Below are 17201 nucleotides of genomic sequence, written 5' to 3' on the forward strand. Positions count from 1 at the left end.
GGTAATTGTCAAGGCATCCATTCAGCTAATGGTGAAAACCTCAGGTAAATTGTAGAGATATAAGACAAAAAGTAGTATCTGCCTTGAAATGAAATTCACGGCAGATGCTCCATTTACCAATGTGTGTAGGTGCTACACATTAAACCGGAAATGCATTACATCGCCATCGCAAACAATATACTCTTTGCCTTCAAGACGCAGTTTTCCTGCTTCTTTGGCACCTTGTTCACCGCGATAACTGATAAAATCATTATAAGCGATTACTTCAGCTCGGATAAATCCTTTCTCAAAATCGGTATGAATTACCCCTGCTGCTTGCGGGGCGGTGGCGCCTTTATGAATAGTCCAGGCTCGTACCTCTTTAACACCGGCAGTAAAATAAGTCTGTAATCCTAGAAGGTCATATCCTGCACGAATTACTTTATGCAGACCCGGTTCGCTTAACCCAAGGCCTTCCATAAACTCTTTACGATCCTCATCATCAAGCTCAACCAGTTCAGCTTCCGTAGCCGCGCATAAAGCAACAATACTGGCCTTTTCACGCATCGCTAGCTCGCGAACCTTATCCAATAACGGATTATTTTCATAACCATCATCATTAACATTGGCAATATAAAGAACGGGTTTTGCTGTCAGTAAGAATAAACGACGTGCAATTAGCTCTTCATCAGTGGTTAATTCTAAAGTACGTACTGGATGACCTTCGTCTAAATGAGCTTTAATTTTTTCCAAAGCTTTCATTTCTGCAAGGGCTTCTTTATTACCGCTGCGGCTGTTTTTGCCTGCTTTTAGCATGGCCTTTTCAACTGCTTCCATATCGGCTAAAGCCAATTCAGTGTTAATCACTTCAATATCGCTTAAAGGATCAACGCGGCCTTCCACGTGAATGACATCGGTATTTTCAAAGCAACGCACCACATGAGCAATGGCATCGGTTTCACGAATATTAGCTAAAAACTGGTTACCTAGACCTTCGCCTTTGGAGGCGCCTTTTACAATACCGGCGATGTCAACGAATTGCATGGTTGTAGGAAGTATTTGCTGTGGTTTAACAATCTCACTTAAGGCATCAAGGCGTGGATCGGGAACGGTTACAATACCCACATTCGGTTCAATGGTACAAAAAGGGTAATTTGCTGCTTCAATGCCTGCCTTAGTTAGGGCATTAAAAAGAGTTGATTTACCCACGTTGGGTAAGCCTACGATTCCACATTTAAATCCCATGAATAATACCTCTGTTAAGCGTTTAATTGATTCATTGCCCTGGAAATATCACCAGATAAAAGTAAGGGCATTGCTGCGATGCCTCTATCGATTGCATCAAAAATATGTTGCCTGTCCTGGGTAGACGGTTTATTAAGCACATATTGATGCACTAAGTCTTTATGTCCAGGGTGGCCTATACCAATGCGTAAACGATGGAAATTGGGGCTGCCTATTTGGGCAATAATGTCTCTTAGACCATTGTGTCCGCCATGTCCACCACCGGTTTTTAATTTAATTCGTCCTGCAGGTAAGTCCAATTCGTCATGAACCACTAAGATTTCTTCCGGTTGAATACGGTAAAATTGACTGATTAATCGAGTGGGTTGTCCACTATGATTCATAAATGTTAGTGGTAAAACCAGTTTGCTTGAATGATTATTCAATTCAAGCTCAGCCAGCTCAGCCTGCATTTTTTTCTCTAATTTGAATGTAGCGCTATGTCGTTGCGCCAAAGCTGTTGTAAGCCATCCACCGGCATTATGACGCGTATGCTCATAAGCTGTACCTGGATTACGTAAACCAATGATAAGTTTTATCGCCATGATGAGTAGGTAGGATTAGAATTCTTGGGGTTTAGGGAATCAGAGCCAGGCATGCCTGGCTCTAATCGCAGAGAAAAATTACTCTTCACCTTTCTCTTCTGAATCAACGGTAGGTACAGCAGATGCTGGAACTTCTGTTCCTTCTTCAACTGCGCCTGCACGTGACATATGAATGCTCACAACTGGAGCGTCATGGCTACCATCAGTGACATCAACAGTTAAGTTTACGCCTTTTGGTAATTTCAGATCTGATAAATGAACAACCTCATCAAGCGCTACTTTAGACATATCAACTTCAATGAACTCTGGAAGATCTTTAGCTTGGCAACGAACTTCAACTTGAGTCATTGTGTGGTTAATCATACCACCAGCCTTGATACCAGGAGCTTTTTGCTCGTTGATAAAATGGAGAGGTACTAACTTAACTAGAACATCTTTCTTAGAAACACGTTGTAAGTCCATATGCATGATTAAAGGCTTGTATGGATGGCGTTGCAATGCTTTTAAAATCACGTGTTCTACTTTTCCATCAATAGTGATATCAAAAACACTAGAATAAGTACTTTCAGATTCTAATACTTTGATTACTTTGTTGTGTGGGAAAAGAATAGACATTGGTTTTTTGTCTCCGCCATAAATAACAGCGGGTACTTTATTTTCAAGACGACGTAGGCGGCGGCTCGCACCTTTCCCCATAACCGTTCTTGTTTCTGCTTCTAATAGAATATTTGACATTATTTATATGCTCCAAAAATTAAATGGCCCTTACTTAATCCGCGACCAGATTAAATACCAGATCCAAGAATATGTTGACATTTCTTCACTCTTGGCCAAAATATTCAAGGTTGCAAAATAATTGCGTACCTTAAAGACTTTGCTAAAAAATCTGGAAAGGGTGGCGAAGTATACAATATTTTAAAATGAACATAAATAGAAATTGCACTTGAAGTCGTTGGCATAATTTCATAGAATATGCGACTTTATTGAATTTGTGATAGCCAATCAGGCGAATTGGAGAAAAATTATGTATGCGGTAATCAAAACTGGCGGTAAGCAATACACCGTAAAGGAAGGCGATGTACTTAAAATCGAATTGCTGCCTGAAGATGTTGGCAACGAAATTAAATTTGAAGAAGTTTTAATGTTAGCTGATGGTGACAAAATTGTTTGCGGTACGCCATTTGTTGCTAAAGCAATTGTAAAAGCAGAAGTACTTGATCATGGCCGTCACAAGAAAGTCAAAATCATCAAGTTCCGTCGTCGTAAGCACCATATGAAACAAATGGGGCACAGACAATATTATTCGCAAGTTAAAATTACTGCGATAAGCAAGTAAGAGGGGATAGCAATGGCTCATAAAAAAGCAGGTGGTAGTACTCGTAACGGCCGCGACTCGAATCCTAAGTACCTTGGTGTGAAGCGCTATGGTGGCCAGTTTGTTAATGCAGGTGAAATCCTTGTAAGACAACGTGGTACTCGTTTCCACGCAGGACCAGGTGTTGGCGTTGGTCGCGATCATACTTTATATGCCTTAGTTGAAGGTTTAGTTAAATTCGTAATTAAAGGCGAAAAAAATCGTAAGTATGTAACTATTGTTGCTGAACAAGAAGCTGCAAGCTAGGAACATATAAGTTCTAGAGATTTGTCTTTACAGGTAGCCTGGTTGCTTGCAACCAGGCTACCTGCGCATTAAGCTTCAGAAAACTACGAATGAAAGAATGAGGTTTTATATCTTCATTTCTTTGCTCGCTCACAGTCCAACACAGAGTTTTCTTTTATTTTTGAGGTTAGTCATGAAATTCGTTGATGAAGCACTTATTAGGGTTGATGCCGGTAATGGTGGAAATGGTTGCTTAAGCTTCAGACGCGAAAAATTCATTCCTCGTGGTGGACCTGATGGTGGCGATGGTGGTGATGGTGGCAGCGTTTATTTCGAAGCCAGCAGTGATCTAAATACGCTCATTGATTTTCGCTACATGCGTCATTATAAAGCGGGAAACGGTCAACCTGGTATGGGCGGAAACTGCTCGGGAAAAAAGGGTGATGATTTAATCATTAAAGTTCCTGTTGGCACGCTAATTTATGATGTTGATAGCGGTGAGCTACTTGGTGACATTAACAAAGTAGGGGTGCCTGTACTTATTGCTCAAGGGGGATTCCATGGTTTGGGAAATACCCGTTATAAAAGCAGCGTAAATCGCTCCCCACGACAAACAAGCCCTGGAAGCCCTGGCGAGTCAAGACACTTACGTCTTGAATTACGCGTTTTAGCGGATGTTGGTTTGCTTGGCTTACCTAATGCTGGAAAATCCACATTGATTCGTGCTGTTTCCAGTTCTAAGGCAAAAGTGGCGGATTATCCTTTTACCACCTTACATCCCGGTTTAGGTGTGGTTAGCGTCTCTTCGCATAAAAGCTTTGTTATGGCTGATATCCCAGGGCTTATTGAAGGTGCTTCAACAGGTGCCGGTTTAGGCCACCGTTTCTTAAAACATTTGTCTCGTACCTGTGTGCTTTTGCATGTAATTGATGTTGCTCCTTTAGATGAGAGTGATCCGGTTGCTTCTGCCAAGGCAATTATTAATGAGTTGGCGGAATACAATCCTGAATTAGTGCAAAAACCTCGTTGGCTCGTCCTTAATAAAATTGACATGCTGCCTGATGAAGCTACTCGCAATGAGCGCATCCAGGCCATAGTTGATGGCCTGAATTGGAAGGATAAAGTATTCACTATTTCTGCAATTAGCGGTCAAGGAACTCAGCAATTATGCTACTCCTTGATGCAATTGATTGATGAGCTGAACAATCCTGAAGCTTGACCACTCGGCCGCATGCTCACGTACTGAGGGCGTGCGGTAGGGAATCGTATATGTTTCTGTACCTTCCTTTTGTCCATCATGATAATGAATTGTTAATTGGGTCGTACCCGTTATCGGTTTTTTTTGCCAATAATCTTCTAAGCCGGTGATATGGAAATAAGGCTTGGTTTTTTCCAACCCACTAAAATTGACTAAATGATGTAATCCAGGTCTGCTAAGAATATTTTGCAATAAACCACCCGTTGCTTCATCAATAATCGTAATGGGTTCATTACGTATATTAATCAACTCCCGTAGCGCATCAGATGCTTTTTTATCGACGGCGCTGATGACATGGGGGGCAACGATGGGGTCGACAATCGCCTTAATGTGTTCTACAACCTCTTGGCGGCAACGCACTTTGAATTCAATATAAGGTGACTCCCAACGATAGCCGGTTTGGCATTCAACCGCGGCTAATGCTTCTTCTAAGGTTTGGGCTATTTCGCTTTCAGCTAAGCCAAAAACTTTCCACTTTAGGATTTGCTTTTGACTGTGAGATGTTTCTTGCAGCATAGGAAAGGCATAGTCGTTAAACATAGGTAAGCATTCCCTAGGTGGGCCAGGAAGCAAAATAAATGTCTTATCGTTCCAACGATAATAACACCCCATGGCACTACCATTAGGATTGGGAAGCAATTTGGCATCGGCAGGAAAGAGGCACTGTTGGCGATTTCCTTGATTTAACGGGATCTTAATATGTTTCAGGCGCTCTTTGATATGTTCGAGGGCTTGCGCATGTTCTACCAGCTCAATTCCGGTAAACTTTGCTAAAGCAAAGCGTGTAAGATCATCAGTAGTTGGTCCAAGCCCACCAATAATGATGATAATGTCATGATTTGCTGCCAAAAATTGTAAACAGTTAATAATATCTACTTCTTTATCGCTGCAAGAGAGTTGGAAACCTAAAGATAAACCCTCAGTACTTAAGGCATGGGCTAGCTCATGGCCATTCGTATTTAAGGTATCTCCATGAACGATTTCATCGCCTGTTGCCAAAATGGCTATGGTCATGTGAGTGCTCCTTGAATGCTAATTCACCTTGGGAGTGTATCGTATAATTTGAAAAATCTGTAATAGTTGTTGACTTTTGTGTGCAGATTGCCTAATAACTGAAATTAGTTGATCTGCTAAGCTTAAGTTAAAACTAGCTTAAGCGCAGCATAAATCAGTTTCGTAGTACATAATTATAGTTAATGAATTGGGTTATCGTGAGATGATCCCTTCCTATATTTAGTAAGGAGAAAGTATGGAGTTTTCAAGCCGTTATGTTGCACATGTTCCTGATGCGCAGGGATATGTTAATTATTCGGCTGAGGAAAATAAAGTTTGGAGCATTTTGTTTGAACGCCAAATAAAATTAATTCCAAATAGGGCGTGTGAATCATTTATTACTGGATTAGAAACTTTAGGTATTACTTCACAAAGCATCCCTCAATTGCCCGATTTAAGCCAGAAACTTAAAACAAAAACCGGATGGCAAGTCGCACCTGTTGCTGCATTGATTTCGGCACGCGAGTTTTTTGAGCTTTTGGCAAATAAACATTTTCCTGTGGCAACATTTATTCGTACCGAAGAAGAATTAAACTATGTAAAAGAACCAGATATTTTTCATGAGATTTTTGGCCACTGCCCGATGTTAACGGACAGCGTCTATGCTGATTTTGTACATGACTATGCCTGTAAGGTATTAAGCTTTCCCGAAGCAGACTGGCCTTTATTACAACGTATGTTTTGGTATACCGTAGAGTTTGGCTTAATTAGAAGCCCTGAGGGTTTAAGGGCATATGGTGGAGGCATTCTTTCATCCATAAGTGAAACGGTCTATAGTGTGGAAAGTGATGTTCCATTACGGGTTTATTTTGATCCTATCGTTGCGTTTCGTACGCCTTATCGAATTGACAGGTTGCAGCCTATCTATTTTGTGATTGATGACTATCAGGTTCTGTATGATTTTGTTTTATCTGATATTGGCAAGTTGTTAGCGCGTACACGAGAGTTAGGGGAGTTTCCACCCTTATTTGAGGTGGATCCGGGGAATCCTAACATTCATATTAGGGCTTGTTAGATTGAACGATTCCTAAGTGTAAGTGTTTTTTATCTTTTTTACCGCAAAAAATGATTTTACAGTTCTAGGGATAAAGCGTATTGTAATGCCGAGATAGTCTTGATAACATCGGCAGACATGCGTTGTCCATTGGCTGTAGGTCAAGGAGCATTATTTGATTAAAGTACTAATTGTTGATGACCATGCACTGGTTAGAATGGGAATTCGACGATTACTTGAAGATTTGTCGGATGTAAATGTAGTTGCTGATGCCGAAAGCGGAGAGCAGGCTTTAGCATTGGTTAAACTGCATGGCCCTGATGTTGTGCTTCTCGATATGAAAATGCCTGGCATTGATGGCTGGGAAGTAACTCGCCGATTAAAAAAATCTAATCCTCATGTGAAAGTAATTGCCGTTACTGCAATGTGTTCTGATGTGTTGCCTACTCGGGTTTTGCAATTAGGGGCCATGGGTTACCTAACTAAAGAGTCTGGTGCCGAAGAAATGGCTGCAGCCATACGTAAAGTAGCGAAGGGCGAAAAATATTTGAGTGCTGAGATTGCCCAGAAAGTGGCAATTAACAGTTTAGAAGAGGTACAAGGTTCGCCTTTTAATATGTTATCAGAACGTGAGATGCAGGTGATGTTGATGATCACCAGCGGGATGACTGTGCAGGAAATTAGTGACCGTCTATTCCTGAGCACCAAAACAATTAATGGATACCGTTATCGTACTTTTGAAAAGCTAGGCATTAAAAATGATGTGGAGCTGACTTACCTAGCGTTAAAACATGGAATTATCGAAAATCCAACCGATATAGCATCAGAAGACTAATATGCAAAATCGCGCTCAAGAGCTGGCGCAATTTCTTACGAAATTGCCCAGCGATCCAGGTATTTATCGAATGCTGGATGAGGCAGGTACGGTATTGTATGTTGGAAAGGCATCAAATCTTAAAAAAAGAGTTAGCAGTTATTTTAATAAGCAAAATACTGGGGTTAAAACCCGCTCTTTAGTGAACCAAATCGCCTCCATTGAGATCTCAGTTACACGTAGTGAAACCGAAGCCTTATTATTAGAAAGCAATCTGATTAAAGCGCTGCGACCCAAATACAATGTGCTGTTGCGGGATGATAAAACCTATCCTTACATCCACATTTCTGATAATCCTGATTTTCCGCGCATCGAAATTTATCGCTCGAAGAAAAAACCATTAACGGGCAATTTTTTCGGGCCTTATCCAAGCGTTACTGCAGTTAAAGAAACAATAGTAATTATTCAAAAAGTATTTAAAATTCGCAATTGCCGGGACAGTTATTTTAACGCACGATCCCGACCTTGTTTACAATATCAAATCAAACGCTGCACAGCCCCTTGTGTCACCTATATTAGCCCAGAGGATTATCAGCGTTCAATTCAGGATGCGATACGCTTTTTACAAGGAAAAAGCCAATTAATTCTGGATGAAATGGCCACGCGTATGGAAAAGGCAGTAGAGGAGTTACGCTTTGAGGAGGCCGCGGTACTTCGCGATCAAATTAAAAATTTACGCTTGGTACAAGAGCAACAGGGTATAATGCAGCTTAGTGGTGATGCTGATGCTATTGCTATTGAGGTAAACCCAGGCTTTTCTTGCATTCAATGCGTTACTATTCGTGAAGGACAGGTATTGGCCAGCCAAAGCTTCTTTCCTTCCATGCCGACAAAGGGTTTGGATGAAGAGCTGAATATAGATGAATTATGGCAGCAGACTTTTGATGCCTTTATTGGTTTTTATTACCTGGATACGCCAGAGCGTATCCCGCCTTTGATTATTACCAATCATGCCCTATCTGATCATCAACCCCTACAAGAAGCATTAACGCAAAAGCGGGGCAAGGCCTGTAAAATACAACTTAATCCCCGCGGGGCTAAATCGCGTTGGATGGATTTTGCCATAAATAATTTGCGTGTTTCTATTGCTGAATATGTGAGTAAGCATTCAACGATGAGGTCGCGTTTTAATGAGCTAGAAGAATTTCTACAACTTAAAAAACCAATTGAGCGGATGGAATGTTTTGATATTAGTCATACTCAGGGGACGTCAACAGTTGCCTCCTGCGTTGTATTTGATCACGAAGGTCCTAACTCCCGTGAATATCGGCGTTTTAACATAGAGGGGATTACGCCTGGTGATGATTATGCCGCTATGGAGCAAGCAATTACGCGGCGTTTTAAACGGTTGCTTGAGGCTCAATCATTGCCTGATGTATTGATTATTGATGGGGGTAAAGGGCAAGTTGGTGTCGCCCGGCGGGTGCTCGAATCATTAAATATTTCTGAGGTGTTATTATTAGGCGTAGCTAAAGGTCCATCACGCAAGGCAGGATGGGAAAAACTAATTTTAGTTCATGAAGAACGAGAATTTATTTTACCGGACGAGTCGAAGGCCTTGCATTTATTGCAACATATTCGTGATGAGGCGCATCGTTTTGCTATTACCGCGCATCGCAAGAAAAGACATAAACGAGGCTTAGAGTCTTCTCTGGAGGCGATTGAAGGAGTAGGAGCTAAACGTCGGCAAGCCTTATTACATCGCTTTGGCGGCATACGTGAATTGGCTAAAGCACCTTTAGAAGAAATTGCCAAAGTTCCTGGAATAAATGCACACTTGGCCCAGCGTATTTTTCAACATTTTCATCCTGAATGAGTGTGAGTCCTGTCATTTAATCTTCACTTAATTATTCTTTGTTATGATTAATACATGGAAGTTTACTTAGTGATGTGCTCATATGGTCAGTAAAAAGAAACCACCTGTTGTTCTGCCAATAAAGTCCTCTACATTAGGAAGAAGGATGGAAGTTGACCTTGAGCCCTTACATGGTTTTAAGCACTTCTGGCAAGGCGGGCAAGGCGATAAAAGCAGAATTTGGCAAGTTTTAGCCGATAATTACATCAATAAACCCTATCTTGATGTACCCGTGCTATTTCGCGGTTATTTTGATATCACACATGACAATTTCACGGTACATCATCGTAACCACGATACCACTCACGCCGTAAGACAACGCCTTTATGCTCAAAACTATCTAGAATTAATTCAAAATTATGGCAATGAAGAATATGCACCCATTGCGGCAGAAATTAATAACAATGATGAGCTAAAAGCTTGCCTGGAACTTGCCATTTATTTATGTCGTAGTGGTAGAACCAATGAGAAATCTGGCAAAGATGATCCATCCAATGCCAAACGCTCAGCCGAATTATTTGCGGTGGTGGCTACGGAAATGGGTTTTGACCCAGCCTTAATTGATTTTTTAAAGTTTGCTGTAGGAACTCATGCGCCTAAATTAGAAAATCACCAGGATTTAGTGAATAAATTACCCGGCGAACATAAGTTAGCCTTAGCGCACTTATTAAAAGGAATAATTGATTTAAGTCATCATACTGATTTGGTGCGGTGTAAAGTAGGTCCTCCTAAAGAGCCCGTTCGTGAACAAATCGATGAAGAGTTAGGCGAATTTTTAGACCCTACCAAAATTAATGTGAAACGTGCGACCACTAACTTTTTGGTTCATGCTACACAGTTATGCAAAATGACAGGTACGCGCGTTAAATTCGAAACATTTTCACAGCAGGATAAAGAGAATAATCCTAAATTAAAAGTACAGCATGCACGCGATGTTGCTAGCTCCATGGAGCAATTGCGTGAAGTAAAACTCGATCCACACCGAATTATTCATGAGGGCCCAAAGGGCGATTTTGCGGAATTGTTAAGACAGGTTTCTTTAACAGGAGTTTTGGATTTAACCAATAAGCAAATTAACTCCGTGCAATTGGAACAAATAAAAAAATGCATTGAAGAAAACCCGATTAAAAAGGCATGCGTACTGGGCGTAAAACCTACCGATGCTCAAAAAGACTTGGTTGCACTTTTAAAAGAAAAAAGCGCCAAACAAGGCCTTCCGATTGAAATGAACCATACGGAATTTCTTGAGCAAGAGCTTGTAGGGGATTTTAATAGCCAATTTCGTCAGCAAGCAATCGACAGACAAAAAGTATCCATGCGTTTTGAGCCATCCCGACTTGGAGCGGCTTATGCCAAAGGATGGGGGGCTTTCTTTTCCCAATTATGGAAAGAAATTACAGGCGATGTCCCTAAATTTGGCGGTGATACGCACTATACTCAAATCACTGAGGTTAGGAAGTTATCTAATCCAGCACTAGAAGAGCATTATAATCAGTTGAAAAAACCGGTTGACCCGATTTCAGGAGTTCTTTCCAAAGAATTGCAAACCATACAGACTGATGATATTCAATTAGAGCCAGGAGAAATGCTACTTTATCATGGTACTAATGCCGATGTCGCCCCACTAATTATGCAAAATGGCTTTGATGAAGGACGCTGCAAATACGTTCAGGGTAATGGTTATGGGCCACTAGGTAGAGGTGTTTATTTCACTTCGGAATTATCTAAAGCCGCGACCTTTTCTACGTGTGCTGAATGTAAGCAAAGTGGTATGTGTAGTTGTGTGAAAAAAGGGACAGACCAGCCTGCCGACCGCGTTGTTTTAGTATGTAAAGTTTTTGTCGGTAATCCAGAAATTGTCCTAAAAAAAGGTGGGCTACAAGCTCGCACACGACCACAAGAACCTTTTGACTCCTATATGGCTTTATCTAAAGACATTGATCCTATATCCCAGTTTCGCTCAACTGAGATTTGCGTGCCTTCAGGAAAACAAATTATTCCACTTTATGAAATACGTTTTAGTTCTCAACCTAATCTAATTAAAGCATCTACCTGGGAAAAAACCATTGAAGAAAATGGCTCAAAAGGCATACCGGAGGTTAGAGCCTCGGTTAAATTATTAGAGAAGCTGCAAGCATTAAGAGATATTCCTGCTCCTTTTGAGGTGGTAAAAAACCAGGCGAGTAAGGTTGAGGCTGCTATTGATAGAGCTATAGCCAAATTAAAGTTAAAAGAACAAGCCTTGGAAGTAGACGTATCTAAAAATCAAGGTAGTTTAGACAAAATTGCCGTGCAATTACGTGACCTAAATAACTTAAAAGGCCAATTAAACACCCTGCAAAAACAAGAGGTAGATTTAAAACCTACGGTAGAACACGAAGCAGCGCCCATTAATAAAGGACCTAGCTTCTTACAACGAGTGCTTCGTTTTATTTTGCCTAAGAATTATGCCCTTAAAAGAGAAGGCGCAGAATTGGCAACTGAGATTAATAGTGCTGGGAGTCTTAAGGATTTTCGTGCCAACATGATTCAGTGGCTTAACTTAGCAATTGAACGTAATCAGCATAAATCCAGTAATGGAAATGTGTCTCATCGTGCGGTTATAACGCAAAAGTTAATCCATTTAAGGGATGCATTGCGTGATTTAGAAGGAAAAAACTTGAATGATGAGGATTTAAGTAAAGAAATTCATCGATTAGTTACCCATACATTAGATGGTTTTAAATCCTATGGTGAACTGGCACCTAGGGTTCTGGATTCAACTGCATATAAGAGTTTAAGTACGTTTCAAGATACTGCGGCCACTTTTGTAGGCAAGACTTTCTCTACCGTACATAGTGCATTACGGGGCTTGACTGTTTCTAGAACTAATGAATCTGCATCAGAACTTCAGCTGGATACCAAGAGCACTAAAGCGCCTATTTCCCAAGACCCACAGCAGGCTCTTGATTTATCAAACTTATTTGAAGTAGAAAAGCCTGTAAGTGAAAGCACTGCCGGGGCTATGTTAGATACTACTAAGGATGATGATTTTGTTTTAATCGAAGGTGAAGAGCCAGAGGCTTTGCGCAGTAATTCTCTGTAACATTGTAAGTAAATTTACTAAAAAGATTCGAATTATTAGTGGTTTACGGTATAGTAGCTATAGTTTTTATTGGATTGGAATAACGGAGTGATATGGGATCCTGAGCAATACGTCCTCGGAAATTATTTTCAGACGCAAATTAATGAAAAATTTCGTAGTACCTTTAGCGTGCGCCCTTTTGGAGATATTTTAGATGTTGGCTGCGGAGATGGCCAATATACTAGTTTTTTAGCTAAGACTTATAAAAATAGTCAAATTTTGGCTATTGATAGTTCCCCAGAAATGATTGCTCATGCAAGAGATTATTGGACGAGCAAAAATCTTTCCTTTGAAGTTCAGCGTATTGAGAAATACCAACAGTCGTTTATGTTTGATTTTGTGTTATCTTTTTGGTGTTTGCAATGGACTAAAATCGAAGTTGCGCTGGCTAATATTTATGAAGCCTTAAAAATAGAAGGGCGATTTTATGCGACTTTTTCGTCATTTTCTGAGAGTAGTGTCTTACAAATTTGGCATGAGCTGGCTAAAAGGGGCCAACATAGGGAAATAGCAAATGATAATATTCAAAGATTGCTACCGTATACTAATTATTTCTATCGTGTATTGAGCGCATTGAATCGTATCCCTTTTCGACAGGTTAAAATGGACTTACAAACTTATCGCATAGCTCTTCCTAATATTAATTATATGAAGAATTTAATATTGATTTTACCGGCCATAAAAAGAGTACCTGAATCCCTGCATGAAGAGCTGGTCGCGGATATGCTGGATGCATATGCACATATTTGCCAGCATAAATATGGAGGCAAGCTTTATTACGAAACCCGACCTATTTTTATTGAGGCTGTTAAGTAGCACCAGGTTAAGCCACATACCCATCCTTCACTAAACTCCCAAACATCAATTTGGCTAAGGTAAGCCACATGGCAAGGAATTTAGTAAATAGCTATTGACACAATAATAGCCAAAATTCATAATTTATTTTCATCATGTTGATGGGGCACTCGGATTGTCGAAGGTGTTGGAGTAATAGCTTACGTGAGGGCGTCATCCTGAACGAAGTGAAGGAGCTTCTGAAGGAGGTATAAACTTTTGGACTAGGCTGTCCAATTCATGGAGCCCTTCATCGTAAATGCCTCAGGATGACGTGTTTTTGAGAACTATTACGTTATAGAAACTGCATAAATGGATGTATAAAATGTTCGAAAAACACAATGAGAAACAACGCAAGCAAAAACAGGTAAAGCAACCCAGTAGAGCATTATCGGTGGGGCTTATACAAAATGAAGAGCCTGACCGCACCTATTATATTACCAGCACCATTGAAAATATTGGCCATTTTCTTTTTTCTCAAACTCAGGAGCTTTATAAAGCAATTAGCCTTGTGTTTTCGGCAGATTCTTTAGATTGGCATAACTTCAAACGTTATGTGTGGCCAGTTGTCAGTTCTGGGCTGGCTCTAGTTTTTGGTGAATTGCTAACTCGAGGGATGAGTCAATATCAAACAGAGAGCGAAGACTATGACTTTGTTTATAAATTTCTTCTTGGCGCGGCTATTTTAAGTTATAGCGCTTTACACCGCATTACGGATAAACACTTTAAATCAACAGCGGCATTTTCTACTGCGGTTGCTAGTGAAGCTGTCGCAATTACCTATATGTATTATTCAGTTTTTGCTGGAACGCAACGATTGACTAATGAGCACTTTTCCGAAGATTACTCCTTAATAGCCAGTATTGGCGCGAGTGCTTTATTTGTGCCCTCTGGTATTTCATTTTTTACACGAAAGATGCAGAAACAATTACTAAAATGGCAACATAATCGCGGAGCGCAGCGTTCTGATACGGCTACTATTCCCAGTGGTTTAACTCCCCTAGGTAATTTCTATTTTCAACTGGGCCATATTATGGCTAGGGAATTGATGCCGATACCACGTTTATTTCAACTCGGACTTATTGCGGAAAACATTCGTCAAGGCGAAGGGGCTTTGCGCCAATTTCGTAATGCTCCTGCCTTAATCGCTGATCTAACGCCAGCAGCAATTAGAGAGTCCTTAGCCCAACAAGCAATGATTCAAGAGGACTATGAATACAATCACAAGGAATATCAGGTTTTAAAATTTACTCCCCAAGGGGCTTATTTGGTTACGGTGCCAGGATACCAATTACGCACCGGAGAGTTAGTTTTTTGTAATGAAGCGGTGGATTTGGGCTCCATAAAAATTTCAGGGGAGCTGGTTGCCTTAAAGCAAGCCGAGCAGGGGCAATTCATTGAGGAGCTTGAGCAACAGAAGTTTAGTGTGAATCTGAAAGCACAAAATGGTGAGGATGTTTGGATCGAGCATCACTCGAAAATGACATGGGATAGTCCCCATAAAACCGTAAGTTTGCGTTTGGTGCGTGATGGCAAACAACCTGGGGTTATGGTGGGGGATAAATTAAACTTATTTGGAGCAAAGAATTTTTTTATTCAAATTAAGCCTGCTGAGGAATTTTTGTCAAATAATGACATTCGTAAAGTAGCGATAATCAATCAGATTATCAGTGATCGTAAACGTAAAAGTGTATTTCATTCACTTATCGCATCAGCGGCCCTAGCAGTTTGTACGCAACGCGACCCACGCTTACTGCCTGCAGAAATGTCAAAATACACGTTTAATGTTTCTCAGGCCATGATTCCATTTTCAGAACAATTTTTGCGAGAAATGGTTAATGCGCAATTGTTAAAACAATTAAATAAAAAGCTAGGAGATAGACCATTAGAAACCATTGATGCTCTGCGTATCGCTGACTTATGCCATGCGCTTAGTGATTATTATCGCGACCGTTTTACCCAAGGAGTAGCGATTATCTCAGATAAAACAGGAACTCTAACTACCAATGGTATGAACGTGTTGGGGCTGTGGACTACTTCCATGTCGGCCCAAATACAGCACTTAGTAAAAGAGAAAGACCCTAGTCTTTTACCTTTTGGTGAACAATTATATGAGATTTTTGAGCTTTTTTGTCAGGCGTATACCAATAATCCGAAAGAGATGGAGCCGGAAGAAGATGCTATATTGCAATTACTTAGTTCATTGATTAACCAAAAAGCAGATTTACAAGTTGACGTGCTTGGAAATAATCATTTTAGAAAAAAAGTTTTTTTAAATGAGAGTGAAAAAGAGTTAGAAACCTTTCATTTGGGTTTATATCGAAATCTTGGGGGGCGTTTAACTTTGGTGCGTGAGGGTTCAAGCTATTACCTGGTTTTTTGCGGCATCCCCAAGGCTACGGCTTTTAATAATACCCCATTGCTTCGTGATTATTACAGTATGAATACGCGTACCGGTGTTTTATCACGTGACTGGTGCCTTGCACGAACGGAGCTAAATGAAAAGCAGTTTAAGCAGCTCCAGCAATCTTTTGATGAAGATAATAAAAAAGAAATTGAATCCTTCATTATGAAGGAAAATTCACAGTTGTTGGAACGCTTGCAACATTATGGAACATTTATTATCGACAATCCTATTAAAAAAGGCGCAGAACAATTCATTAGCTCCTGCCGCAACATCCAGGTACCAGTATTTGTTGCCACAGGAGATACAACCAAAGCGGCTGAAAATATTGCTAATGTCTTATGCGCTGAGTATGCAAAAAAAATTTGTATTTTACGTGCGGAACATCTGGATAGTGAGCATGTTCCTCTGGATGAAGAATATATTCCTGCTGCGAGTACGGTCATTTTTTCTGGTATTAATTCTGCAGTACTGGCGGCATTTCAGAAATTATTAGCTCGCGAAAAATCCGCACGTCCAGTAATTATTTTTGCGGAAATGAGTACGGAAGGAAAAGGCATTTTGGCCCGATTTTTAAAAGATAATCAATTTTTTATTGTGGCCAATGGTGATGGCAGTAATGATGTGTTAATGATGAAAGAGGCGCATACGGTGATTGCTCATTGTGCTGAAGATAACTCATTGGCTCCAGGGGTGGGTGCCTTGGTTGATCTTACTGATGTACAATTACGTAGGCTGTTAAACTCAGATAATTCTTTTTATGAATTATTTGATATTGCTGAACCGCGCAGTACATTTATCCAACTTTTTGCCGGAGTGGCTAATTCCCAAGAAAAGGGAATGCTGGCATTAACACTCAAAAGCAGCAAGATGAGTTTTGAATTAGCCCGTAATGTTTTGGGGCCTGAGGCAGTTAAAGAAATGTATCAGCAACATTGGTTTAGTGTAGGCTTTGATTTAACCTGGCTATGGGTTGCTTACTATGAAATCATGCAAAGTGTGGGGCTGCCTATGGATAATCAAAATATTAGTGCTTCTGGACTGATTAGTAATTGTATGGGATTGGCAATGATGGTTGCTTTAATTGAGGCCTGCACCAATTATTTGGCCTTTGGCGAGTCAACCAATCTAAGCACGATGCTTATTATGTTAATGTTATTGCCAATTGTCTTAAAAAGTGTATTTTCAAGTTTCAAAGCAGTCCAAGACAGAATTTATCCTGAATCTCCCAATATTATTGAGCTTGATGAGGATGAGCCCACAGTGGAGCCACAAAAGCAGCCTCAATCATGGTGGGGGTCCGTACGCTCATTTTTTCATAATCCGAAAAAATCAGGTGTAGTAACTCAGGGTGCCGAGTCAAGTCTTACTCAAGGGCTTAGCTAATAATAAACTGT

General features: G+C 40.5%; 13 protein-coding genes. 9 read left to right on the plus strand and 4 right to left on the minus strand.

Annotated features, from left to right (window positions below):
* Positions 1-132: 132 nt before the first annotated feature.
* The 3 genes from ychF to BN3124_RS02200 all read right to left on the minus strand — a co-directional run bounded on the left by ychF (position 133) and on the right by BN3124_RS02200 (position 2543).
* Entirely contained in the window at positions 133-1224 is a 1092-nt protein-coding gene (gene ychF, locus BN3124_RS02190) for a redox-regulated ATPase YchF (RefSeq protein WP_058533221.1), read from the minus strand.
* Between the two features lie 14 nt (positions 1225-1238).
* Positions 1239-1808, minus strand: a complete 570-nt coding sequence (gene pth / locus BN3124_RS02195) for an aminoacyl-tRNA hydrolase (RefSeq protein ID WP_058533222.1) — start codon at positions 1806-1808, stop codon at positions 1239-1241.
* Between the two features lie 78 nt (positions 1809-1886).
* Positions 1887-2543, minus strand: coding sequence for a 50S ribosomal protein L25/general stress protein Ctc (locus tag BN3124_RS02200; protein ID WP_058533223.1), 657 nt, complete (start codon positions 2541-2543; stop codon positions 1887-1889).
* Between the two features lie 289 nt (positions 2544-2832).
* Between BN3124_RS02200 and rplU the strand changes: the two genes are divergently transcribed.
* From rplU to cgtA, 3 genes are all read left to right on the plus strand, one after another.
* Positions 2833-3144: a 50S ribosomal protein L21 gene (gene rplU / locus BN3124_RS02205; protein WP_058533224.1), complete on the plus strand. Its 312-nt coding sequence runs from the start codon at positions 2833-2835 to the stop codon at positions 3142-3144.
* Between the two features lie 12 nt (positions 3145-3156).
* Positions 3157-3429: a 50S ribosomal protein L27 gene (gene rpmA, locus BN3124_RS02210; RefSeq protein ID WP_058533225.1), complete on the plus strand. Its 273-nt coding sequence runs from the start codon at positions 3157-3159 to the stop codon at positions 3427-3429.
* A gap of 172 nt (positions 3430-3601) precedes the next feature.
* Positions 3602-4627 (plus strand): Obg family GTPase CgtA, encoded by a 1026-nt coding sequence (gene cgtA / locus BN3124_RS02215; protein WP_058533226.1) that lies wholly within the window; start codon positions 3602-3604, stop codon positions 4625-4627.
* Here the strand turns inward: cgtA and BN3124_RS02220 are convergent.
* Positions 4574-5680 (minus strand): competence/damage-inducible protein A, encoded by a 1107-nt coding sequence (locus BN3124_RS02220; RefSeq protein ID WP_058533227.1) that lies wholly within the window; start codon positions 5678-5680, stop codon positions 4574-4576. The genes cgtA and BN3124_RS02220 overlap by 54 nt on opposite strands.
* A 235-nt stretch (positions 5681-5915) precedes the next feature.
* Here BN3124_RS02220 and phhA point away from each other — a divergent pair, with 235 nt between their 5' ends.
* The 6 genes from phhA (at position 5916) to BN3124_RS02250 (ending at position 17190) form a co-directional block, all read left to right on the plus strand.
* Positions 5916-6734, plus strand: a complete 819-nt coding sequence (phhA, locus tag BN3124_RS02225; RefSeq protein ID WP_058533228.1) for a phenylalanine 4-monooxygenase — start codon at positions 5916-5918, stop codon at positions 6732-6734.
* A 154-nt stretch (positions 6735-6888) separates the two neighbouring features.
* Complete coding sequence (gene letA, locus BN3124_RS02230) at positions 6889-7548, plus strand: two-component system response regulator LetA (protein WP_058533229.1); 660 nt, start codon at positions 6889-6891, stop codon at positions 7546-7548.
* A gap of 1 nt (position 7549) precedes the next feature.
* Complete coding sequence (gene uvrC / locus BN3124_RS02235; RefSeq protein ID WP_058533230.1) at positions 7550-9403, plus strand: excinuclease ABC subunit UvrC; 1854 nt, start codon at positions 7550-7552, stop codon at positions 9401-9403.
* A 145-nt stretch (positions 9404-9548) separates the two neighbouring features.
* The gene (locus tag BN3124_RS02240; RefSeq protein ID WP_058533231.1) at positions 9549-12527 is read left to right on the plus strand and encodes a SidE phosphodiesterase domain-containing protein; all 2979 of its coding nucleotides are present in this window, start codon (positions 9549-9551) and stop codon (positions 12525-12527) included.
* Positions 12528-12614: 87 nt separating this feature from the next.
* Entirely contained in the window at positions 12615-13382 is a 768-nt protein-coding gene (locus BN3124_RS02245; RefSeq protein ID WP_058533232.1) for a class I SAM-dependent methyltransferase, read from the plus strand.
* A 343-nt stretch (positions 13383-13725) separates the two neighbouring features.
* Positions 13726-17190: an HAD family hydrolase gene (locus BN3124_RS02250; RefSeq protein WP_058533233.1), complete on the plus strand. Its 3465-nt coding sequence runs from the start codon at positions 13726-13728 to the stop codon at positions 17188-17190.
* Positions 17191-17201 lie beyond the last annotated feature (11 nt).

Origin of the sequence: Legionella saoudiensis, assembly GCF_001465875.1 — a bacterium.
In the GTDB taxonomy this organism is placed as follows: Bacteria; Pseudomonadota; Gammaproteobacteria; order Legionellales; family Legionellaceae; genus Legionella; species Legionella saoudiensis.